The organism is Blastococcus sp. SYSU DS0616, from assembly GCF_054051015.1.
In genome coordinates, this window is the sequence record NZ_JBJHAJ010000001.1 from 311,930 (window position 1) to 334,692 (window position 22,763).

Sequence of the window (22,763 nt, forward strand, 5' to 3'; positions counted from 1 at the left end):
CCGTCAGGGAGCCGCGCCGCTGGCCACGGTGGCGGCGGGGCGCGCCGCCCGGCCGGGCAGCAGCTCGGGCGGGGCGTCGTAGGCGCGGTGCACGGTCAGGTCGCGGCCGGTTCCGTACAGCCGCCCCTCGTAGGCCTTGACCGCCGCGACCAGGACGATGCTGACCACGACCAGCAGCGACCACGACCCCAGCTTGGCGGCGTGGACCAGGGTCCAGACCGACTCCTGCGACGGGTACTGCCAGGCCCGCAGGAGGGTGGCCGCGTTCTCGGCGACCCAGAGGAAGAAGCCGATGAGGACGAACGAGAGCGCCAGCGGCATGGCGTAGCGGCGCCGGCCGACGGTGAAGTGCACCCACGTGCGCCACGTGGCGGCGAGCAGGGCCACGGCCAGCGGCAGCCGCACGTCCCAGATCGCGTGCGAGGTGAAGAAGTTGAGGTAGACGAGGGCAGCCACGGCCGCCGTCGTGCGGGCCCGGTAGTTGGTGATCCGCAGCTCGAACCGGCGCCAGGCCTGGCAGATGTAGCTGCCGACGGCGGCGTACATGAAGCCGCTGTAGAGCGGCACCCCGCCGATCGTCGCCACGCCGGTGTCGGGGTAGGACCACGACCCCTGGCGCACCTTGTAGAGCTCCAGCGCCAGGCCGACGAGGTGGAACCCGAAGATGACGGCGACCTCCCGGCCGGTCTCCCAGCGCACGAGCCAGAGCACCAGCGTGACGCCGAGCGACCAGATCAGGAGCGCGTCCGCGGGGTCGATCGGCAGCGGCACCAGCCGGACCAACCCCAGCCCGAGGAAGAACAGCACCGCGAACAGGCAGCACTGCGCCTGGACCCAGCCGAACCGGAGCAGCTGCCTCACCCGCGGAAGGCTAGTGAACGACGCCCGTGACCCGGCGCTGCACCGCCGCCCCGGCGAGGGCCAGGCACAACGTCAGCACGGGCCCCAGCACGACGCCCACGTGCGCGACCGCCCACCACCCCGAGACGGGGTGCTGGTGCCCGGCGCTGCCGACGAGGCCGGCCAGCAGCCAGTGCGCCAGCAGCATGCCGGCCGACAGCACCCCGGCGTGCAGCCATGTCCGGGCCGACGGAGCGGGGACGAGGTGGGTCGCGCACGGAAGGCAGACGGCGGCCATGCCCAGCATCAGCACCAGGTGGGCGTCCGACACGGGCGGAGAACCCGCTGCCGCGATCAGGTGCAGCACGGCGCAGGCACCCATCACGGCGGCCGTCGTGACCCGCAGCGCCCGCCACCAGGCCCGAGTGCTGCCCGCAAAGCGAACACCCTCTTCACATGCCGGTCGCACGGCTGTAACGTACGTCACGCAGTGTTTCTACACCCGTAGAACCAAAACTGGGAGACCCCATGACGGCAACCTCGGCCGCCCCTGCCACGACGCACCCGCTCGCCCAGCTGACCGCCGCGGAGGTCACCGCAGCCCGGGAGGTCCTGGCGCAGGCCGGCCTGGTGGTCGAGTCCACCCGCTTCGTCTACGTGGGCCTGGAGGAGCCGGAGAAGAGCGCCCTCTACGCCGAGGGAGCGGGTACGGACCGCAGGCTCCGCGTCCTGCTGCACGACGTCGAGCGCCCGGCTGCCCGCGACGTCGTCGTCTCGGTCACCCGCCGGGAGATCGTCTCGGACCGGATGCTGGACACGACGGTCGACGGTCAGCTGCCGGTGCTCGACGAGGAGTTCGCCCTCGTCGAGGAGGTGCTCGCGTCCGACGAGCGCTGGCTGGCCGCGCTGGCCGCCCGCGGGCTGGACGTCGCCGACGTGCGCGTCGCTCCGCTGTCCGCCGGGGTCTTCGAGTACCCCGAGGAGGAGGGGCGCCGCATCCTCCGCGGTCTCGCCTTCCGGCAGGACCACCCCGCCGACCACCCGTGGGCGCACCCGATCGACGGCCTCGTCGGCTACGTCGACGTCATGAACAAGACGGTCGACCAGGTGATCGACCTCGGTCCGGTGCCCATCCCCGAGGAGTCGGGGAACTTCGACGACCCGGCGGTCACCGGGCCGATGCGGACCACCCTGAAGCCCATCGAGATCACGCAGCCCGAGGGCCCGAGCTTCACCCTCGACGGCAACCTGCTCACCTGGCAGGGCTGGCAGCTGCGGGTCGGGTTCGACGCCCGCGAGGGGCTCACCCTGCACCAGATCGGCTTCCTCGACGCCGGCCGGCTGCGGCCGATCATCCACCGCGCGTCCATCGCCGAGATGGTCGTGCCCTACGCCGACCCCTCCCCGATCCGCTCCTGGCAGAACTACTTCGACACCGGCGAGTACCTCGTCGGCCGCTACGCCAACGCCCTCGAGCTCGGCTGCGACTGCCTCGGCGACATCACCTACATGGACGCCGTCATCGCCGACGAGCGCGGCAACCCGCAGGTGCTGCGCAACGCGATCTGCATGCACGAAGAGGACTTCGGCGTCCTCTGGAAGCACACCGACCTGTGGGCCGGCTCCGCCGAGACCCGCCGGCAGCGCCGCATGGTGATCAGCTTCTTCACCACCATCGGCAACTACGACTACGGCTTCTACTGGTACCTGTACCTCGACGGCACGATCGGCTTCGAGGTCAAGGCCACCGGGGTCGTGTTCACCTCGGCCTACCCGGGCGCCGGCTACCCGTACGCCTCGCAGCTCGCCCCCGGGCTGGGTGCGCCGTTCCACCAGCACCTGTTCAGCGCGCGGCTGGACATGATGGTCGACGGCCCGACGAACACCGTCGAGGAGCTGGAGTTCGTCCGCGTCCCGATGGGTCCGGACAACCCCCGCGGCAACGCCTTCGCGCAGCGCCGGACGACGCTGCACCGGGAGTCCGAGGCCCAGCGGATGGCCGACCAGGGCGTGGGCCGCATCTGGCACATCACCAACCCGGACAGCCGCAACCGGGTGGGCGAGCCCGTCGCCTACGCGCTGCTGCCCGAGGGCCGGCCGGCGCTGCTGGCCGACCCCGGCAGCTCCATCCACCGGCGGGCGACCTTCGCCACCAAGCACCTGTGGGTCACCCGCTACGACCCCGCGGAGCGCTACGCCGCCGGCGACTTCGTCAACCAGCACAAGGGCGGCGCCGGGCTGCCGGCATACGTCGCGGCCGACCGCGAGCTGGAGGCGACCGACCTCGTCGTCTGGCACACCTTCGGCCTGACCCACGTCCCGCGGCCCGAAGACTGGCCGGTGATGCCGGTCGACTACACCGGCTTCACGCTCAAGCCGGTCGGGTTCTTCGACCGGAACCCCACGCTCGACGTCCCGCCGAACGCCAGCGCGCACTGCCGGTCGCGGCCGGCGGGGTCGGCGAACGGCACTGCGGGCGGTGCTGCGGCAGACGGCTGCTGCCATGGGTGAGGTCGCCGACGGGGACACTGGGGTCTCCGACGACGAACGGGAGCCCCGTGCCGAAGCTGGTGGACCGCGAGCAGCGACGTCAGGAGATCCTCGAGGTGACCTGGCGGCTGATGGCCTCGCGCGGGGCGGATGCGGCCACCATGCGGGAGATCGCCCGCGCGGCCGGTTACGCCAACGGTGCCCTGGCGCCGTACTTCGCCAGCAAGGACGAGCTCGTCGAGGCGGCCTACGTCTTCGTCTTCGACCGGACGAACGAGCGCATCCGGGCGGCCGTCGCGGGCAAGCGCGGGCTGGCCGCGCTGCGGGCGTTCCTGGTGGAGGTCCTCCCCGCCACCGAGCTCACCCGGCTCGAGGCGCGGATCGTGCTCCCTTTCTGGAGCCGGACGGTCACCGACGAGCGACTCGCCCGGCTCAACGACGAGGCCATGCGGCGGTGGCGGCATGACCTCGCGGGCCTCGTCGCCCAGGCGCGTGCCGACGGTGACGTCGTCGTCGACACGGCCGACGACGTCGTGGTGGAGCAGCTGCTCGCCCTCGCGCTCGGCCTCCAGGTCCTCGCGCTGCTGCCCGACGCGCCGACGACGCCCGAGCTCCAGCTGGCGATGCTCGACGCCACCCTGGCCGCGCTCGCTCGCTGACCGAGCACCTCCTCCCGCGGCCTCCCGGCCGCCACGCGGCGCGTCGCACCACCCGCTAGCCGGGCACCGGGCGCGCAGCGACCACCGCCGCGCACCGGACGGCCGCCCCGCACCCCCTCGGCGCGGCGCTCCCCCGCACTGCCCTCCGGAGGCGGATCCCTCCCGACGGCGGCGCGTGTCCCGACCGGCAGGTGGCGCCCGCACCCGGCCGCCGCACGCCGCTCGGCGGACCACCCCCGGACCGACCCGCCGACCGGTCCCCCCGGCCGGCACCCCCCGGGCCCCGGGTCCGAGCCGTCCCCCCGGACGGGCCTGACCCATGCCTGCCGTCGCCCCGCCCGGGGTGACGCCTCGATCCCGGCGCCACGCCCCCCGGGGCACGGCCGCCGGCACCCACCTTCCTTCGGAGCGATCATGGTCCTACCCACGGAGACCGCCGCGACCAGCCGCGAGCGGACCGGCAACCGGCAGCTCAAGCGCGGCGCCATCGGCGTCGTCGGCATCCTGTTCTTCGTCCTGTCCGCACAGGCGCCCCTGACCGGCATGGGCGGCGCGCTGCCGCTGGCCATCGGGCTGGGCAACGGCGCAGGCGCGCCGGCTGCCTACCTGGTCGTCGGTGCGATCATCGCCGTCTTCGCCGTCGGCTTCATCGCCATGAGCCGCCACGTGACGGACGGGGGCGCGTTCTACGCCTACATCAGCCGCGGTCTCGGCCGGCGCCTGGGCACGGGTTCCGCCCTGGTGGCGCTGTGGGCCTACAGCACCGTGCAGGCCTGCATGTACGGGCTCTACGGCGCGATCGTCTCCTCGCTGGCCGACACCTACCTGGGCTTCGGCCCGCCGTGGTGGCTGTGCGCCGTCGTCACGATGGCGGTGGTCCAGCTGCTCGGCTCGCTCAACGTCGAGCTCGGCGCCCGCTTCCTCGGGGTGATCGTGGCCGCGGAGCTGGCCATCCTGCTCGCCTTCGCGCTGGCCACCCTGCTCGCCGGCGGCGGACCGCAGGGTCTGAACCCCGGGGCCAGCTTCTCCCCGTCCGCGCTCCTCGCCGGCGCGCCGGGCATCGCCCTGACCTTCGGCATCGCGTCGATGTTCGGCTTCGAGTCGACCGCCATCTACTCGACCGAGGCCCGCGACGCGCAGCGCACGGTCCCGCGGGCGACCTACCTCGCCGTCGGCGTCATCTCCCTCTTCTTCGCCTTCGTCTCCTGGATGGTCGTCAGCTACTACGGGGCCGACCAGGTCGTGCCCGCGGCCGGCGCCGCCCTGGAGTCCGGCGACGGCACCGTCCTGCTGTTCGCCGCCATCGAGGACGCCCTGGGCCCGTGGGTCGGCGAGGTGGGCGGCGTGCTGCTCGCGACGTCGTTGCTGGCCGGCATCCTCGCGTTCCACAACGCCTTCACCCGCTACGTGCACTCGCTCGGCCAGACCGGCACGCTGCCGCCGGTGGTCGCCCGGACCACCCGCCAGGGGGCGCCCTTCGTGGCCAGCGCCGTGCAGACGCTGGTCGCGCTGGCCCTGGTGCTGCCGTTCGCCGTGCTGGGCAAGGACCCGGTCCTCACGCTGTTCGCCTGGTTCAGCGGCGTCGGGGTCCTCGCCCTGCTGGCGCTCTACCTGATGACCTCGGTCTCGGTGGTGGTCTTCTTCCGGCGCACCCGGCTGGACACGCGACCGTGGCAGACGCTGATCGCCCCCTCGCTCGCGATCGTGCTCGTGGCCGGCCTGACCTGGCTGGTGCTCAGCAACTTCACCCTGCTCATCGATGGCTCGATGGCGACCGCGGTGCCGCTGATCCTCTCGGTCCCCGTGGCCCTGCTCCTGGGCGTCGCGCTGGACGTCTACCGCCGTCCCTCCTGGGCGGCCACGGCCGCAGCAGACCCCACGACGGACCACACCCCCGTCGGCTGAGCAGCCGCGCCCGCACGGCGACGCCCGGCCCCTCCCCCGGATCCGGGCGTCGCTGCGCGCCGCTTTCCGGCCGCGGCACGCCTTGTGTCGCACGCCACTCGGGCGTAGCGTCTCCGTCAGTAGAAGAACAGCTCGTTCGTTTATCGAACGCCGGTGATCTGGAGATCCCATGGCAGCCAAGCCCTTCGCCTCCTCCGCCGACCTGGGCATCAAGGAGCAGACCCTCGAGGTGCTCGCCGACGGCGTGTACGCGCTCACGGCCGAGGGCGATCCGAACCTCGGCGCCATCGAGGGTGAGGACTTCCTCGTCTGCTTCGAGGCCCTGGCCACGCCGGTGGCCGCCCGGCGGTGGCTGGCCAAGCTGCGGGAGCACACCGACAAGCCGGTCCGGTACCTGGTGCTCAGCCACTACCACGCGGTGCGCGTGCTGGGCGCCAGCGCCTTCGACGCCGAGGTGATCGTCAGCTCCGAGCAGACCAAGCGGCTGATCGAGGAGCGCGGCCAGCAGGACTGGGAGAGCGAGTACGGCCGCATGCCGCGGTTGTTCGAGGAGCCGGAATCCATCCCCGGCCTGACCTGGCCGACGATGACCTTCCGCGACAAGCTCACCATCGAGCTGGGCGGTGACCGCGGCGAGCTGGTCCTGGAGTTCCTCGGCCGGGGCCACACCGAGGGCGACATCGTCGCCTGGCTGCCCAAGCAGGAGATCCTCTTCGCCGGCGACCTGGTCGAGTCACAGGCGGCCCTCTACACGGGCGACGCGTTCCACTTCGACTGGGCCGGCGGCACCCTGGACCGGGTCAAGGCCCTCGGCGCGCGGCAGTTGGTCGGCGGCCGGGGCCGGATAGCCCGTGGCCGCGACGAGGTCGACGCCGCCGTCGAGCAGACCCGCGACTTCCTGCTCACGATGCAGCGCACCGTGGGCGACGTCCACCGCGCCGGCGGCACCCTGAAGCAGGCCTTCGAGGCCACCCACGCGGCGCTGGCCCCCAAGTACGGCCGGTGGCCGATCTTCGAGCACTGCCTGCCCTTCGACGTCTCCCGGCTGTGGGACGAGTTCTCCGGTGTCGAGCGCCCCGTCATCTGGACCGCCGAGCGCGACCGCGCCGTGTGGGACCAGCTCCAGGGCTGACCGGCCCGGCCCCCGAGGAGATCCCCGTGACCACTCCCGTCCCCGGACCGCCGGTGCTGGTGCTGGGCGCCGGCCCGGTCGGCCAGACCGCCGCGCTCCTGCTCGCCCGCTGGGGTCTGCGCGTCGTCGTGCTCGACGCGCGGCCCGAGCGCGACCCGATCGGCAGCAAGGCGATCTGCCAGCAGCGTGACGTGCTCGACGTGTGGGACGCCGTCGGCGTCGGCGCCGAGATCGCCCGCCGGGGGGTGACCTGGACGACCGCCCGGACCTTCCACCGCGACGCCGAGCTGTTCTCCTTCACCTTCGCCGACCGTGGCCGATCCCCCTTCCCCCCGTTCGTCAACGTGTCGCAGTGCGAGACCGAGGCGCTGCTCGACGAGCGCATCGCCGCCTCGCCGCTGATCGACGTCCGGTGGGGTCACCGGGTGACCGGCCTGCACCAGGACGGCACCGGGGTGACGGTGGCCTGCCGGACCGAGGACGGCGAGGTGCTCGTCACCGGCTCGCACGCCGTGGCCTGCCCCGGCCCGCGCGGCGACGCCCTGCGCTCGATGCTCGGGCTCACCTTCCCCGGGGAGTCGTTCGAGGACTCCTTCCTCATCTGCGACATCCGCACCGACCTGCCCGGCTGGGAGACCGAGCGGCGGTTCTACTTCGACCCCGAGTGGAACCCCGGCCGGCAGGTCCTCATCCACCCCTGCCCGGACTCGACGTTCCGCATCGACTGGCAGGTGCCACAGGACTTCGACCTCGCCACCGAGGAGGCCTCGGGCGGCCTCGACCGGCGGATCCGCCAGGTCATCGGGGACCGGCCCTACGAGATCGTGTGGAAGTCGGTCTACCGCTTCCACTCCCGGGTGGTCGACCGCATGCGGGTCGGGCGGGTGCTGGTCGCCGGCGACGCGGCGCACCTGGTCTCGCCCTTCGGCGCGCGCGGGCTGAACTCGGGGGTCCTCGACGCCGAGAACGCCGCCTGGAAGATCGCCTTCGTCCGCCGTGGCTGGGCTCCGGAGGGGCTCCTGGAGAGCTATCACGACGAGCGGCACGCCGCGGCGGTGGAGAACATCGACGTCACCACGGCGACGATGCGTTTCCTGGTGCCCCGCGACGAGGCCGAGGCCCGCCACCGGCTCGACGTCCTCGAGCGGGCGGCCGGTGACCCCGCGGCCCGTGCGCAGGTCGACTCCGGCCGGCTGGCCGAGCCCTTCTGGTACGTCGACTCGCCGCTCACCACCCCTGACCCGGCGCGCCCGTTCCCCGGCCGGCCCGCGCGCGGCGACGTCCCCGTCCCGGCGCCCGGGGTGCTCGTCCCCGACTGCCCGGTGACGGTGGCCGGCCGACCCGACCTGGTCCGGCTCCGCCAGCTCGCCCGGGAAGGCGTCACCGTCCTGCTCGGCGACGACGCAGACGCGCCGGCGCTGCCCGACCTCGGCGACCTGCCGGTGACCGTCCACCGCATGACCGATCTCGACCCCGGCGGCCTGCTGCGCAAGGCCCTCGGTGCACACCCCGGCGAGGTGTGGGTGCTGCGCCCGGACGCCCACGTTGCCGCCGTGCTCACCGACCCGGCCGACCTAGGCACCGCGGTGGCCCGGCTGCTGGCCCGCCCGCTCCCCGCTCCCGTTCCCGCCTGATCCCCGAAGGAGTACCCCATGGCGTTCTACCGGCAGGTGGGCCAGGTCCCACCGAAGCGGCACACCCGGTTCCGCCGTCCCGACGGCGGCCTGTACTACGAGGAGCTGGTCGGCGAGGAGGGCTTCTCCTCCGACTCCTCGCTGCTCTACCACCGCGGCGTCCCGTCGGCCATCGTCGACGCCCGCCCCTGGGAGCTGCCCGACCAGACGCTGACCCCCAACGCCCCCCTGGTGCCCCGCCACCTGAAGCTGCACGACCTCTTCCCCGGCGAGGAGCACAAGGCCACCGACCCGGTCACCGGCCGCCGGCTGGTCCTCGGCAACGGCGACGTGCGGATCTCCTACGCCGTCTCCTCGGCGACCTCGCCGTACTACCGGAACGCCACCGGCGACGAGTGCGTCTACGTCGAGCGCGGCACCGCCACGGTGGAGACGGTGTTCGGCTCCCTCGACGTGGGACCGGGCGACTACGTGGTCCTCCCGCGGACCACCACCCACCGCTGGATCCCGACCGGCGAGGAGCCGGTGCGCACCTATGCGATCGAGGCCAACAGCCACATCGCGCCGCCCAAGCGCTACCTCTCCCGCTACGGCCAGTTCCTCGAGCACGCCCCCTACTGCGAGCGCGACCTGCGCGGCCCCGCCGAGCCGCTGCTGGCCGACGGCAGCGACGTCGATGTCTACGTCAAGCACCGCGGCGCCGGCCCGGGGGGCCTCGCCGGCACGATCCACGTCGTCCCGGAGCACCCGTTCGACGTCGTGGGCTGGGACGGCTGCCTCTACCCCTACGTCTTCAACGTCGCCGACTTCGAGCCGATCACCGGCCGGGTGCACCAGCCGCCGCCGGTGCACCAGGTGTTCGAGGGTTCCAACTTCGTCATCTGCAACTTCGTGCCGCGGAAGGTGGACTACCACCCCGAGGCGGTGCCGGTGCCCTACTACCACTCCAACGTCGACTCCGACGAGGTCATGTTCTACGTCGACGGCGACTACGAGGCCCGCAAGGGCTCGGGCATCGGCAAGGGTTCGATCAGCCTGCACCCGGGCGGGCACAGCCACGGCCCGCAGCCCGGCGCCGTCGAGCGCTCCCTCGGTGTCGAGTTCTTCGACGAGCTCGCCGTCATGGTCGACACGTTCCGCCCGCTCGACCTCGGCGAGGGCGGCACCGCCGTCGACGACGGCAAGTACGCGTGGTCCTGGTCGGGACGGGGGCCGTCGGCGTGACGGCCCCGGTGCACCCGCCCGCCCCGGCACCGGCGACGACGCCGCTGTTCGACGGCCTGTTCGACGACGCCGCACTGTTCCCACCCGGGAACGCGCCGATGCCGGCGGCCGTTCCGCAGCACCGCGCGCTGCGCGACCGCCTCGGTGGACTGGTCGGGCCGTTCGTGGTCCCCGCGGCCCGGCTCGACGAGCTGGTGGCCGAGGTCGGCGACGGACCTGCCGTCGACGTCTCGCTGATCGCGGCGGCCGGTGACCTCCCGGCCGCCGCCGCCCGGGTCGCCGCCGAGCCGCGCCTGGCGCTGGCTGCGGTCGAGGTGCCGGTGACGCCCGACGCCGCGGCCGCCGCCGAGGCGCTGCGCGCCCTGGACGACGTCCTCCCCGAAGGGGTGCCCGCGGCGCTGGAGCTGCCGCGGACCACCGCCCGCGACGCCGTCCTCGACGTGCTGGCCGGCACCCGCTATCGGGCCAAGCTGCGCACCGGTGGCGTGTCGGCGGAGCTGTTCCCCTCCTCCGCCGAGCTGGCCGACAGCCTGCAGGCGTGCATCGCGCGGAGCGTGCCGTTCAAGTGCACCGCCGGCCTGCACCACGCCGTGCGGCACACCGCCCCGGCGACCGGCTTCGCGCACCACGGCTTCCTCAACGTGCTGCTGGCCGTCTCCGCGCTCAGCTCGGGGGCCCCGGCGGCCGTGGCGGCGGACTGGCTCGGCGAGACCGACCCGGGCACGGTCGCCTCGGCCGTGCGCACGTGGCCGGCCGACCGGGTGCACCGGGTGCGGTCGCTGTTCACCTCCTTCGGCACGTGCAGCGTGACCGAGCCCGTCGAGGACCTGGTGGCGCTCGGCCTGCTGGCCGCCCCGGAACGGACCCTGGCATGAGCGCCACCTGGTTGGAGCTCCCCGACGGCACGGGCTTCGGGCCGGAGAACCTGCCCTACGGCGTCTTCTCCACCGAGCCCGACGGCCCCCGCCGGATCGGTGTCGCCATCGGCGACTCCGTCCTCGACGTCTCCCGGCTGGACGTCCCCGCCGCCGACGCGCTCGCCGCGCCGACGCTCAACGCGCTCATGAGCCGGGGGCGGGAGACCTGGAACGCACTGCGCAGCCGGCTGCAGGAGCTGCTCGCGGACCCGGCGCACCGGGCCGCCGTCGAGCCGCACCTGCTGCCGCGCGCGGAGGTGACGCTGCACCTGCCGTTCGACGTCGCCGACTACGTCGACTTCTACAGCTCCCAGCACCACGCGGAGAACCTCGGCCGGATGTTCCGGCCGGACTCGCCGCCGCTGACCCCCAACTGGAAGCACCTGCCCATCGGCTACCACGGCCGCGCCGGGACGGTGCAGGTCTCCGGCACCCCGGTCGTGCGGCCCAGCGGGCAGCGCAAGGCCCCCGCCGACGAGGCGCCCACGTTCGGGCCCTCGCAGCGGCTGGACATCGAGGCGGAGGTGGGGTTCGTCGTCGGCGCCCCCTCGTCGCTCGGCCGGCCGGTGCCGCTGGGCGCCTTCCCGGAGCACGTCTTCGGCGTCTGCCTGGTCAACGACTGGTCGGCCCGGGACCTGCAGGCGTGGGAGTACGTGCCCCTGGGGCCGTTCCTCGGCAAGTCCTTCCTCACCTCGGTCTCGCCGTGGGTCGTGCCCCTCGCCGCGCTGGAGGCGGCCCGGGTCTCCCCGCCCCCGCGCGATCCGCGGCCGCTCCCCTACCTGGACGACACCACCGAGGAGCACTGGGGACTGGACATCGCCATCGAGGTGCGGCTCAACGGCCAGCTGGTGTCCTGCCCGCCGTTCGGCCTCATGTACTGGACCCCCGCCCAGCAGCTGGCGCACATGACGGTCAACGGCGCGAGCCTGCGCACCGGCGACCTGTTCGCCTCGGGCACCGTGTCCGGCCCGGCCGAGGACCAGCGCGGCTCGTTCATCGAGCTGTCCTGGGGCGGGAAGCAGCCGGTGCAGCTGCCCGACGGCACCAGCCGCACCTTTCTCGAGGACGGCGACGTCGTCACCCTCACCGCCACCGCGCCGGGAACCGGCGGTCGCCGGATCTCCTTCGGCGAGGTCACCGGCCGGGTCGAACCCGTGCCCGCGCCGTGAGCACCACCGTCCCGACCGCCGGCGACCCGTTCGGCACCGCCCCAGCCCCCACCCCGGAGGACGACGATGACCACCCCGACCGTGACCGAGCCCGTTACGACCACGCCGGAGACCCCGACGTGCGAGAGCCTGCTGGCCGCCGTCGTCGATCCCGGTGGCCGGGAGATCCTGGATCCCGCGACCGGCGAGGTCGTCGGCCGCGCCCCGGAGCAGTCCGTCGCGGACCTCGACGACGCCGTCGCCCGTGCCCGCGCCGCCCAGCCGGCGTGGGCGGCCCGCACCGACGCGGAGCGCATCGAGCTGCTGCTGCGTGCCGCGGACGCGGTCGAGGCGTACGCGGAGCCGCTCGCCGAGCTGCTCTCCCGCGAGCAGGGCAAGCCGCTCAACGGTCCCAACGCCCGGTTCGAGGTCGGCGCCTGCGCCGCCTGGCTGCGCGCCACCGCTGCCACCGAGCTGCCGGTCGAGACAGTGGTCGACGACGGCGAGGTGCACGCGGAGCTGCACTACCGCCCGGTCGGTGTCGTCGGCGCCATCGGACCGTGGAACTGGCCGATGATGATCACCGTCTGGCAGGTCGCGCCCGCCCTGCGGATGGGCAACACCGTGGTGGTCAAGCCCTCGGAGTACACGCCGCTGAGCGTGCTGGCCCTCGTCCACGTGCTCAGCGGGGTGCTGCCCGCCGACGTGCTCTCCGTCGTGGCCGGGGGGCGGGAGATCGGGGCCCGCCTGTCCAGCCACCCCGACGTCGACAAGCTGATGTTCACCGGCTCGACCGCCACCGGGCAGGCGATCATCAAGAGCTCGGCGGACACGGTGAAGCGGCTGACCCTCGAGCTCGGCGGCAACGACGCCGGCATCGTGCTGCCCGACGTCGACCCCCGCGCCATCGCCGAGGGCCTGTTCTGGGGCGCGTTCATCAACACCGGGCAGACCTGCGCCGCGCTCAAGCGGCTCTACGTCCACACCGACGTCTACGACGAGGTCGTCGCCGCGCTGGTCGACGTGGCGAAGGCGATGCCCATGGGCCGGGGCCTGGACGAGGAGAACGTGCTGGGCCCGCTGCAGAACCGCGCGCAGTACGACATCGTCGCCCGGCTGGTCGAGGCCGCGCGGGACTCCGGCGCAACGGTGCTCCTCGGTGGGGACCCCGACCCCGACGCGGCCGGGTACTTCTACCCGACCACGATCGTCACCGACGTGGCCGACGACAACCCGCTGGTGGCGGAGGAGCAGTTCGGTCCTGCCCTGCCGATCATCCGGTACGAGGACGTCGACCAGGCGGTGGCCATGGCCAACCGGCTCGACGTCGGCCTGGGCGCCTCGGTGTGGAGCAGTGACCGGGCAGCGGCGCGCGCCGTGGCGGCGCGGCTGCAGGCCGGCACCGTCTGGATCAACTCGCACGGCACCGTGCACCCGATGATCCCCTTCGGCGGGGTCAAGAAGTCCGGCTACGGGCTCGAGTTCGGGGTGGAGGGGCTGAAGGCGGTCGCGGTTCCGCAGGTCATCAACGGCTGAGGTCGACCCCAGTTCGCGCCGCCGCTGCCCCGGCATCCCCCACGGGTGCCGGGGCAGCGGCGTCCTCCGCGCGGGTCAGCGGAGCGCGGCGCCGACCTTCTCGGCCGCCTCGACGACGGCGCGCCCGATCCGGGCCACGTCGGCGGTGTCGTCGACGAAGACCACGGCGAGCGCCGCTCGCTGCCCGCCGTCGGGGCCCACCACGGGCGCGGCGATCGATCGCAGGCCGGGGATCACCTCGCCGTGCGAGGAGGCCCAGCCGACCCGCCGGGCCTCCCGCAGCGCGTCGCGGTCGTCGGGGGCGGGGGGCTCGGGCATGAGCAGCGCCAGCCCGGGCGCTCCCCGGCCGACGGGGTGGCGGGTGCCGGGCCGGTACACCACGTGCGCGGACGCGTCCTGCGGCTCGACGGTGGCCACCGTGACCGCCTCGTCGCCGGTCCGGACGACGAGGAAGGCGGTCATGGCCAGTTCCGCCACGAGCGCGTTGAGCCGCGGCAGGGCGGCGGTCTGGAGGTCGCTGCGCACACCGCGCGCCAGGCCGGCCATCCCCAGCCCCAGCCAGTACCGGCCGACCGCGTCGCGCTCGACGAGCTGGTGGTCCTCGAGCGTCCGGAGCAGGCGGTAGGTGATGGACCGGTGCAGACCGAGCGCCTGCCCGATGTCGGCGATCGGCTGGGGACTGCCGGTGGCAGCCAGGTGCTCGAGGATGCGGATGCCGCGGTCGAGCGTCTGTGACTGCGGCGCGCTCGCGCCCTCGCCGTCCGACATCGTCGTCCTTCCGAGCGTGATCGGTACCGCCACCAGCCTACGGTCGCCCGCCGCGGCCACCCGCACCCCGGCTGAGTCGCCGCTCCGTCATCACGGCCGCCGACCGTCCGCCGGTGGCGTCGTTCCGGCCGTGGACATGCCACCGGCCCGGCTCTGCCGAGCAGAGCCGGGCCGGTGGGCGAGCCGTGCTGGCCGAGGAGGTCTCCCGCCGACCGGGATCGGGCGCTCCTGCCCTCAGGCGGGAGAAGGCGTCCGATTCAGCGGAAGTCCTCCTGGCCGTTCATCTCAGCTGCAGCCGCTGGTGGAGCCGCAGCCCTCGCAGACGTAGCAGCTGCCGGCCGGGCGCATCTTCGTGCCGCAGGTCATGCACAGCGGCGCGTCGGTGGCGGTGCCGGTGACCAGCTCGAGGAGCTCGGCCGAGGAGTGCGCCTCCTTGACCGACTTCGGACCCTCCGGGGTGACCTTGTCCTTGGCCGGAGCGCTCTCGATCGGCGCGGAGCCGCGCAGCTGCTCCAGGTCGACCTCCTCCTCCTCGACGACCGCGGCGGTCGAGGCAGAGGTGTCGTACCCGGCCACCTGGGCCGCGCGCTCCTCGGCCGTGAAGATGCCGAGCCCGGCCCGCTTCTCGACCGGCAGGTGGTCCAGCGCCAGGCGACGGAAGATGTAGTCCATCACCGACTGGGCGATCCGGATGTCCGGGTCGTCGGTCATGCCGGCCGGCTCGAAGCGCATGTTGGTGAACTTCTGGATGTAGGTCTCCAGCGGAACACCGTGCTGCAGCGCGATGGACAGCGAGATGGAGAAGGCGTCCATCACGCCGGCGAGGGTCGACCCCTGCTTGCCGAGCTTCAGGAAGACCTCACCGAGGCTGCCGTCCTCGTACATCCCGGCGGTCATGTAGCCCTCGGCCCCGGCGACGCTGAACGAGGTGGTGACGCTCGTCCGCTTCTTCGGCAGCCGCTTGCGCACCGGGTGCGCCAGCGCGGCCGGCGCCGTCGCCTCGGCCTTCACCTCGTCCTTGGTGCCGTCGTTCTTGCCCTTGCCGCCGGACAGCGGCTGGCCGACCTTGCAGTTGTCGCGGTAGATCGCCAGCGCCTTGAGACCCATCTTCCAGCCCTGGAAGTAGATCGTCTCGACGTCCTCGACGGTCGCCGTCTCCGGCATGTTGACCGTCTTGCTGATCGCGCCGGAGATGAAGGGCTGGACCGCGGCCATCATGCGGACGTGGCCCATCGGGGAGATGGCCCGCTCACCCATGGCGCAGTCGAACACCTCGTAGTGCTCCGGGCGCAGGCTCGGGGCATCGACGACGTGGCCGTGCTCGGCGATGTACTCGACGATCGCCTCGATCTGCTCCTCCTGGTAGCCCAGGCTCCGCAGCGCCCGCGGCACCGTCTGGTTGACGATCTGCATGGAGCCGCCGCCGACCAGCTTCTTGAACTTGACCAGCGAGAAGTCCGGCTCGATGCCGGTCGTGTCGCAGTCCATCATGAAACCGATCGTGCCGGTGGGGGCCAGCACCGAGGCCTGGGCGTTGCGCCAGCCGTTCTCGGCGCCGATCTCCAGGCACTCCTGCCACTGCTGGGTGGCGACCTTCAGCACGTCGGCGTCGTCGGCGCCCACCGGGCGGATCGCGTCGTTGGCCGCGGCGTGCTTGCGCATGACCCGGGCGTGCGCGTCGGCGTTGCGGGCGAAGCCCTCGTAGGCCCCCACGATGCCGGCGAGCTCGGCCGAGCGCCGGTAGGCGGTGCCGGTCATCAGCGAGGTGATCGCCGCGGCCAGCGTCTGGCCACCGCGCGAGTCGTAGGCGTGGCCGGTCGCCATGAGCAGGGCGCCCAGGTTGGCGTAGCCGATGCCCAGCTGCCGGTAGGCGCGGGTCGTCTCGCCGATCGGCTCGGTCGGGAAGTCGGCGAAGCAGATCGAGATGTCCATCGCGGTGATGACCAACTCGACGGCCTTCACGAAGTTCTTGGCGTCGAACGTGCCGTCATCCTTGAGGAACTTCATGAGGTTCAGCGACGCCAGGTTGCACGAGCTGTTGTCCAGGCTCATGTACTCCGAGCACGGGTTGGACGCGTTGATGCGGCCGGTCTCGGGGTTGGTGTGCCAGTCGTTGATCGTGTCGTCGTACTGGATGCCCGGGTCGGCGCACTCCCAGGCGGCCTGGGTGACCTTGCGGAACAGCGACTTGGCGTCGACGGTCTCGATGACCGAGCCGTCGAGGCGGGCCCGCAGGCCGAACTCGTCGCCCTCCTCCACCGCGCGCATGAACTCGTCGGAGACGCGGACCGAGTTGTTGGCGTTCTGGTACTGGACGCTGGTGATGTCCTTGCCACCGAGGTCCATGTCGTACCCGGCGTCGCGCAGCGCGCGGATCTTGTCCTCCTCGCGCGCCTTGGTCTCGATGAACTCCTCGATGTCGGGGTGGTCGATGTCGAGGACGACCATCTTCGCCGCGCGGCGGGTGGCGCCACCGGACTTGATGGTCCCGGCGGAGGCGTCGGCGCCGCGCATGAAGCTGACCGGGCCGGAGGCCGTGCCGCCGGAGGAGAGCAGCTCCTTGGAGGAGCGGATGCGGGAGAGGTTCAGGCCGGCACCGGAGCCGCCCTTGAAGATCAGGCCCTCCTCGCGGTACCAGTTCAGGATCGAGTCCATCTCGTCGTCGACGGCGAGGATGAAGCAGGCGCTGACCTGCTGCGGCGCGCTCGTGCCGACGTTGAACCAGACCGGCGAGTTGAAGCTGAAGTACTGGTGCAGCAGCATCCAGGTCAGCTCGTGCTCGAAGACCTCGGCGTCGCCCTCGGTGGCGAAGTAGCCGTGCTCGCGGCCGGCCTCGGTGTAGGTGAGCACCACGCGGTCGATGAGCTGGCGCAGGCTGGTCTCGCGCTGCGGGGTGCCGACGGCGCCGCGGAAGTACTTCGTGGTGACGATGTTGGTGGCGTTGATGCTCCACTCGGCCGGGAACTCGACACCGCGCTGCTCGAAGTTGATCGAGCCGTCCCGCCAGTTGGTCATGACGACGTCACGACGCTCCCAGGTCACCTCGTCGTACGGGTGCACACCAGCGGTGGTGAAGACGCGCTTGATCTTGAGGCCCTTGGCCCGGCTGGGAGTCTTGGCGCTGCGGCGGGGGCGGGCGCCGGCCACGCGGTCGTCGGTCTCGGTCATGGTGTGGAGCTCTCCCTGGTCGTGTGTCGCGTGGTGCTTCGCGGGGCTGCGCGGTGGTGCTGCGCGGTGGTGGATCGGGGGCTGGGGAAGAGCCGCGATCGGTAACTGCTCGAACTGCTGTCTATCGGGTGGCACCGACAGTTCTCAGGTGCCGGCGCCGGTGCCGGACGGAACGGGTCGCCGGGGCTCGGGCGGGCCCGTCTCCCCCGGCGGCGCGGCGGGCTGCCGGGCCTTCAGCTCGGCGATCTCCCGCTCGAAGTCGGCCACCGAGGTGAAGGAGCGGTAGACGCTGGCGAACCGGAGGTAGGCCACCTCGTCCAGCTCGCGCAGCGGGCCGAGGATGGCCAGGCCGACCTCGTGGCTCGGCACCTCCGCCGCGCCGCTGGCGCGGATGGCGTCCTCCACCTGCTGGGCGAGGAGCTTGAGCTGACCCTCGTCGACCGGCCGGCCCTGGCAGGCCCGCCGGACGCCCGCGACCACCTTGCTGCGGTTGAACGGCTCGCTGACGCCGTTGCGCTTGACGACGGCGAGCACCGCCTCCTCGACGGTGGTGAACCGCCGCCCGCACGCAGGACAGGAGCGACGACGCCGGGTGGTGGCGCCCTCGTCGGCCTCCCGCGAGTCGATGACCCGACTGTCGGCGTTGTGGCAGAACGGGCAACGCACGGTGGTTCACCTCCCTTCGCGCCGCGCCCGCCACCGGCCGGCTGTGCACTCCCCTGGGGACATCCGGTGGATGCGCCGGGGACAACCTGAGGACCAGCCTGTGGACGGGCTTACAGCTCTGTAACTACTAGATGTAGGGGAACCCTAGGACGGGCCACACAAGATGTGCAAGTGATCGTTCCGTCGGCGTGTTCCGCCCCGACACTGCGGTGCGCAGGCGGAACAGCGGTCCCCAGCTGTCACAGGACACGCCGCGACGACGCGCCGAACTCCGTGCCCGACGCTCCCCGGAGAGGGTGCCGAGCGCGGCGACACACCGCAGGAACGACCCGGGGACGCTCGCCCCGGCAAGGCTGTGCGCTCATGCGCGGTTCCGACCCGCAGAACCACGCGCCGGCCGCACACCGATCGGCGAACTGGGCGGTCCGCACCCGGCCACGGGCGACCCGGCGGGCACCCGACGGCGGCGCCGAGCACCCCCGCGGGGTCGACGCGGCGAGGGCCGCCGAACGACGATCAGACGCTGACCGCGCCGCCCACCCGGGGCCGCCGCGAGTGCGGGATCTGGTCGCTCAACCGCATCGGGCGGGTCAGGAGATCCTGGTCGACGTCGGCCGGCGGGGTCCAGCCGCTCGCCGTGGAGCGGGTCTCGACCGTGCTCGCGGAGCGGGCCGCGGGCACCGACCAGCCACCGCCCCGCGGTCGGTCCTCACGGGTCGGGGACTGCGCGTCCGGCGCGCTCTCGACGACGGCCGGGAAGAGGTCGGTGTCGGCGGCGCGGTGCCGGCCCACGACCGGGCCGGACTCGGTGGCCGGAGCGCGGTGCCGACCCGGAGGAGGCACCGGCACCGAGGACGCCGGCGCGGCCTGCACGGGGTCGCTCTCCGGCGCGCGCCGGCGACCGCCCGGCCGCTGGGCACCGGTCCGCGGCTCGCAGCGGTCGCGCAGCAGCGGCAGGCTGGCGGTCGCCTCGACATCGGTCGACGGACCGTCCCGGAGCGGTGCCGCGGACGGGGAGGCGGGCATCGCCTGCGTCACCGGGGACACCTCGACGACCGGCGACTCCGGAAGCCGCACATCCCCCAGGTCGATCCAGAGCGCCTGCTCTTCGCCTCCGGTGACGACCCGCACCCACATCTGGCACGCGCCGGAGTCGTCGTGTCGCCACCCCAACAGCTCCCCCGCACACCAGGCACCCGCCTGGTGGACCTCGACGGCCTGGGGACGAGTGGTGAACACGGCGGCGCGGTTCTCCATGACGCTGGACACGGACGTACCGTAGGTGGCCGACCAGCACGCACGGTGAACGTGCCTGTACTGAGGGTTGACGAAGTCGCCGAGCCGCGTTGTGAACACCTTGCCCTGGCGCGCAGGCACCGAGCCCTGCGGGGCCGTCAGGGCAGGACGAGGACCTGACCAGGCGAGATGGCCGCGGAGCCGAGCCCGTTCAGCCGCTGGATGTCGACGACGACGTCGCGGACATCGCGCCCGTCGGCGACCGTGCCGGCGATGGACCAGAGCGTGTCACCCGGCTCGACGATCACATTGGTCGTCCCCATGAGCTCCAATCCGCCACCCGCATCCCCGAGGACGGCGCTGCCGAGGACGATCACGCCCGCGGCGAGGAGGAGGGTGAGGACCACGAGCACGCGACGGCCGCGCGACGTCAACCGGAGCGGCGGCTGCTCCACCCGCCCCCGACACCCCCGGCCGGGCGACCGCCCCACCGTCGCCCGCGGGCCGCTCGTCCTGCCGCGAGCCGGCGCGGGCAGAGGTTCGGGCAGCTCCGCGTAGGAGCGAGGTGGCGGGAGCACCCGGAGATGCCGGGCGGGTGGCGGACCGGCGCGCCGCTCCCCCGGGTCGACCGGCACCTGGCCGCAGACCCGCAGTGCCGTGCTGCTCGTCATGTGTTCAGCCCTCCTGGCCGGCACCCGCCGGACCCGAACGTGTGTTCGATTCGAACGCCTGTCCGATGTCTACCGGATGGGACCGACACTTGGGGAGCGACACGGGAAAGTTTCGAACACCTGTTTGAAGTGGCCGCCGATCGGCGCTACCGTTCCTCCGACGACGAGGGTCGAGAGCTGCGCGGGCAGCCGGCGAGGAGGAGACGTGGCGGACTCGAGCAGGACGTCCGGCAACCGGGGCGGCACCGCGGGCGTGGCCCCGGGGACGGCGGACGGTTCGGCGTCGGTACGGGCCTTTCCCGACCGCGCGGCCGATGGGGACGGGCTCACCCAGCGGCAGCGGCGGGTGCTCGAGGTGATCCGCGACTCCATCGACCGGCGCGGCTACCCCCCGTCGGTGCGTGAGATCGGCGAGGCCGTCGGGCTGTCCTCGGCGTCCTCGGTCGCGCACCAGCTTTCGGTGCTGCAGAAGAAGGGCTGGCTGCGGCGCGACCCCAACCGGCCGCGCGCCCTGGACGTGCGACTGCCCGGGGATGCCGGCCGGGCCACCGCGGCACCGGTCGAAACCCCCGTGGTCGGCGACGGCGTGCAGGCCGCCGCGCCCGCCTACGTCCCGCTCGTCGGCCGGATCGCCGCCGGTGGCCCGGTGCTCGCCGAGCAGGCGGTGGAGGACGTCTTCCCGCTGCCGCGCGAGCTGGTCGGCGAGGGAACCGTCTTCATGCTCAAGGTGGCCGGCGACTCGATGGTCGAGGCCGCCATCTGCGACGGCGACTGGGTCGTCGTCCGCCAGCAGCCGACCGCCGAGAACGGGGAGATCGTGGCGGCGATGATCGACGGCGAGGCGACGGTGAAGACCTACAAGCGCCGGGACGGTCACGTGTGGCTGCTGCCGCACAACCCGGCCTACGAACCGATCCCCGGAGACGAGGCGACGATCCTCGGGCGGGTGGTGTCGGTCCTGCGCCGGGTCTGAGGGTCAGGTCCGGCGGCGCAGTTTCCCGCCCACCCAGACCACGAGAGTGGCGACGACGGCGGCGATCAGCGCCGAGGCGATCGGCGAGCGGTCCGAGCGGGCGAGTTCCGCGAAGGACGGCAGCGGGTCCTCCGCGGGAGTCGGGCTCGCGGCGGCGGTCGCGGCGGGCAGGGGAACCACGGTGACGGCGCTGGGCAGGCCCTCGCTCGCGACCACGAGCGCCCGGTTGTCGGCGGAGAAGCTGACGGCCTCGCCCTGCGGCGACTCGGGGAGCGCCACCCGCACCGGTTCGCCGGCCAGCGCACCGGGCACGTCCGAACCGGACAGCGGCCACACGTAGGCGTCCGTGTAGGTGCGCAGCGCCAGTGCGCTCCCGTCGCCGGCGACCGCACCTCCGGTGATCAGCAACTGCCCCGCACGACCCACGGGGCCACCCGGGGTTCCGGTGAGGGTGACGTTGACCGTGCCCACCCGCTCCATCGGCACAGTGCCGCCGTCGACGAGCGCGGCGGCGGGCCGGTAGACCCCGCTGGAGCCGAGCACTTCCTTGGTCACGAGGTACGGCGTCCCGTCCGGGGCCAGGAGCAGCGCCTCGGCGTCGTGCGCGCCGTCGGGGTAGGTCAGCCGATGCAGCGCTGCCGCGCCGTCGGGCCGGAGGACATGCAGCGCGACGGTGGCACGGCTCGTGCCGTTGTCACCGGTGTCGGCGATCCAGACGCTCCCGTCCGAGCCGACGCCGAGGTCTTCGGGGTCGAAGGGGTCCGCGGCCCCGGCCTGCACGTCGACCACCGCACAGGCGGCATCGAGCCCGAGGACTTCGACCCGGTCACCGCCGTCGTTGAGGGCGAGCATCTGCTCTCCTACCACCACCAGGCCGGACAGCTCGGCGAGTCGGGGGTCCGTGATGGCGCACCGGACCTCCGGCGCCGGCTCCTCCGCCGACGCGGACGCGGGGACGAGCACGGCCAGGGCGCCGGTCAGGGCGCTCGCGACGACGAGCCGACGCCGCCGGGCGCGGCTAGGAACTCGCTTGGCCTGCTCGGGCACGTACCAAGCGTGACAGAACCATCGCGTCCAGTGCATGAACCACGCCCAGGAGGACGATCCCGACAGCGGCGCCCACGACCGCGTCGGTGACCCAGTGGAAGTCCAGCGACACCATCGCCGCGCCAGTGGCGACCGGCCCGACGACGCTCAGCCACCAGAAGGTCCGCTGTACCGCCGGCGGGAGCCCGTACTCGACCGCCTGCCAGCGGGCCACCCCCCACATGAGCACTGCGTTGGCGACGTGACCGGAGGGGAACGAGGCGCCGTCGGCGTGGAAGAAGTAGGAGCCCGGGAACGCCGGCGCCGTCCGCCCGATCCCGTGCTTGATCGCGTACACCCCGGCGGTCAGCACCCCGAGCGCCAGCAGCACGCGGAGGGCCGGCATCCAGGTGCCGCGCCGCCACAGCAGGTAGCCGACCAGGCCGGCGAGGACGACGAGGATGGTCACGCGCCCGCCGAGCTGCGTGACCACCCACACCGCCGGGTAGCCCGGCGTGTCCCGCAGGCCCCAGTCGCTGACGATCTCCGACACCCGGAGGTCCATCCGCTCCGACGGCCCGTGGCGGAGCAGGTCGGCGGTGATGAGGACGCCGACCAGCAGCGCCACGGCGACCAGCCACCACGGCGGCCGGCCGGGCGGGACCACGGGGGCGGCGCGCGGTGACTCGGCCACCCGCACCGCGCCCCTGGTCACGCCGCCACCGTACCGGCCCGTGACCGGATCGTGATCCGAGCCGATCGACCGCCCC

At 73.1% G+C, this 22,763-nt stretch carries 19 protein-coding genes; 10 read left to right on the plus strand and 9 right to left on the minus strand.

Annotated elements, in window-relative coordinates:
• Nucleotides 1–3 precede the first annotated feature (3 nt).
• Both ACI79K_RS01520 and ACI79K_RS01525 read right to left on the minus strand, forming a co-directional pair.
• Entirely contained in the window at nt 4–861 is an 858-nt protein-coding gene (locus ACI79K_RS01520; protein WP_456589391.1) for a DUF817 domain-containing protein, read from the minus strand.
• Between the two features lie 10 nt (nt 862–871).
• Nucleotides 872–1,171, minus strand: coding sequence for a hypothetical protein (locus tag ACI79K_RS01525; protein WP_456598752.1), 300 nt, complete (start codon nt 1,169–1,171; stop codon nt 872–874).
• 197 nt (nt 1,172–1,368) lie between these two features.
• Between ACI79K_RS01525 and ACI79K_RS01530 the strand changes: the two genes are divergently transcribed.
• From ACI79K_RS01530 to ACI79K_RS01570, 9 genes are all read left to right on the plus strand, one after another.
• The gene (locus ACI79K_RS01530; protein WP_456598753.1) at nt 1,369–3,351 is read left to right on the plus strand and encodes a primary-amine oxidase; all 1,983 of its coding nucleotides are present in this window, start codon (nt 1,369–1,371) and stop codon (nt 3,349–3,351) included.
• A gap of 47 nt (nt 3,352–3,398) precedes the next feature.
• On the plus strand, nt 3,399–3,989 hold the full coding sequence (locus ACI79K_RS01535) for a TetR/AcrR family transcriptional regulator (protein ID WP_456589388.1): 591 nt from the start codon (nt 3,399–3,401) through the stop codon (nt 3,987–3,989).
• A 414-nt stretch (nt 3,990–4,403) separates the two neighbouring features.
• Nucleotides 4,404–5,894, plus strand: a complete 1,491-nt coding sequence (locus ACI79K_RS01540) for an APC family permease (RefSeq protein ID WP_456598754.1) — start codon at nt 4,404–4,406, stop codon at nt 5,892–5,894.
• 169 nt (nt 5,895–6,063) lie between these two features.
• Entirely contained in the window at nt 6,064–7,026 is a 963-nt protein-coding gene (locus tag ACI79K_RS01545) for an MBL fold metallo-hydrolase (protein WP_456598755.1), read from the plus strand.
• A gap of 26 nt (nt 7,027–7,052) precedes the next feature.
• Nucleotides 7,053–8,660: an FAD-dependent monooxygenase gene (locus tag ACI79K_RS01550; protein ID WP_456589385.1), complete on the plus strand. Its 1,608-nt coding sequence runs from the start codon at nt 7,053–7,055 to the stop codon at nt 8,658–8,660.
• An 18-nt stretch (nt 8,661–8,678) separates the two neighbouring features.
• Nucleotides 8,679–9,884: a cupin domain-containing protein gene (locus ACI79K_RS01555; RefSeq protein WP_456598756.1), complete on the plus strand. Its 1,206-nt coding sequence runs from the start codon at nt 8,679–8,681 to the stop codon at nt 9,882–9,884.
• Nucleotides 9,881–10,759, plus strand: a complete 879-nt coding sequence (locus tag ACI79K_RS01560) for a hypothetical protein (RefSeq protein WP_456589383.1) — start codon at nt 9,881–9,883, stop codon at nt 10,757–10,759. Before ACI79K_RS01555 ends, ACI79K_RS01560 begins: the two co-directional genes overlap by 4 nt.
• Nucleotides 10,756–11,970: a fumarylacetoacetase gene (gene fahA / locus ACI79K_RS01565; protein WP_456598757.1), complete on the plus strand. Its 1,215-nt coding sequence runs from the start codon at nt 10,756–10,758 to the stop codon at nt 11,968–11,970. The genes ACI79K_RS01560 and fahA overlap by 4 nt, the downstream gene beginning before the upstream one ends.
• Nucleotides 11,971–12,036: 66 nt before the next feature.
• Entirely contained in the window at nt 12,037–13,485 is a 1,449-nt protein-coding gene (locus ACI79K_RS01570; RefSeq protein WP_456598758.1) for an aldehyde dehydrogenase family protein, read from the plus strand.
• 75 nt (nt 13,486–13,560) lie between these two features.
• Here ACI79K_RS01570 and ACI79K_RS01575 read toward each other — a convergent pair whose 3' ends face one another.
• The 5 genes from ACI79K_RS01575 to ACI79K_RS01595 all read right to left on the minus strand — a co-directional run bounded on the left by ACI79K_RS01575 (nt 13,561) and on the right by ACI79K_RS01595 (nt 19,778).
• On the minus strand, nt 13,561–14,286 hold the full coding sequence (locus tag ACI79K_RS01575; RefSeq protein WP_456589380.1) for an IclR family transcriptional regulator: 726 nt from the start codon (nt 14,284–14,286) through the stop codon (nt 13,561–13,563).
• A 252-nt stretch (nt 14,287–14,538) separates the two neighbouring features.
• Nucleotides 14,539–17,421 (minus strand): vitamin B12-dependent ribonucleotide reductase, encoded by a 2,883-nt coding sequence (locus tag ACI79K_RS01580; RefSeq protein ID WP_456598759.1) that lies wholly within the window; start codon nt 17,419–17,421, stop codon nt 14,539–14,541.
• Between the two features lie 144 nt (nt 17,422–17,565).
• Nucleotides 17,566–18,087 (minus strand): transcriptional regulator NrdR, encoded by a 522-nt coding sequence (gene nrdR, locus ACI79K_RS01585; protein ID WP_456589378.1) that lies wholly within the window; start codon nt 18,085–18,087, stop codon nt 17,566–17,568.
• A 516-nt stretch (nt 18,088–18,603) separates the two neighbouring features.
• Complete coding sequence (locus tag ACI79K_RS01590) at nt 18,604–19,356, minus strand: hypothetical protein (protein ID WP_456598760.1); 753 nt, start codon at nt 19,354–19,356, stop codon at nt 18,604–18,606.
• 125 nt (nt 19,357–19,481) lie between these two features.
• Nucleotides 19,482–19,778: a LysM peptidoglycan-binding domain-containing protein gene (locus tag ACI79K_RS01595; protein WP_456598761.1), complete on the minus strand. Its 297-nt coding sequence runs from the start codon at nt 19,776–19,778 to the stop codon at nt 19,482–19,484.
• Between the two features lie 421 nt (nt 19,779–20,199).
• Here ACI79K_RS01595 and lexA point away from each other — a divergent pair, with 421 nt between their 5' ends.
• Nucleotides 20,200–20,967: a transcriptional repressor LexA gene (lexA, locus tag ACI79K_RS01600; protein ID WP_456598762.1), complete on the plus strand. Its 768-nt coding sequence runs from the start codon at nt 20,200–20,202 to the stop codon at nt 20,965–20,967.
• 3 nt (nt 20,968–20,970) lie between these two features.
• Here lexA and ACI79K_RS01605 read toward each other — a convergent pair whose 3' ends face one another.
• Complete coding sequence (locus ACI79K_RS01605) at nt 20,971–22,014, minus strand: hypothetical protein (protein WP_456598763.1); 1,044 nt, start codon at nt 22,012–22,014, stop codon at nt 20,971–20,973.
• The gene (locus ACI79K_RS01610) at nt 21,986–22,708 is read right to left on the minus strand and encodes a phosphatase PAP2 family protein (RefSeq protein ID WP_456589373.1); all 723 of its coding nucleotides are present in this window, start codon (nt 22,706–22,708) and stop codon (nt 21,986–21,988) included. The genes ACI79K_RS01605 and ACI79K_RS01610 overlap by 29 nt, the downstream gene beginning before the upstream one ends.
• Between the last annotated feature and the right edge of the window lie 55 nt (nt 22,709–22,763).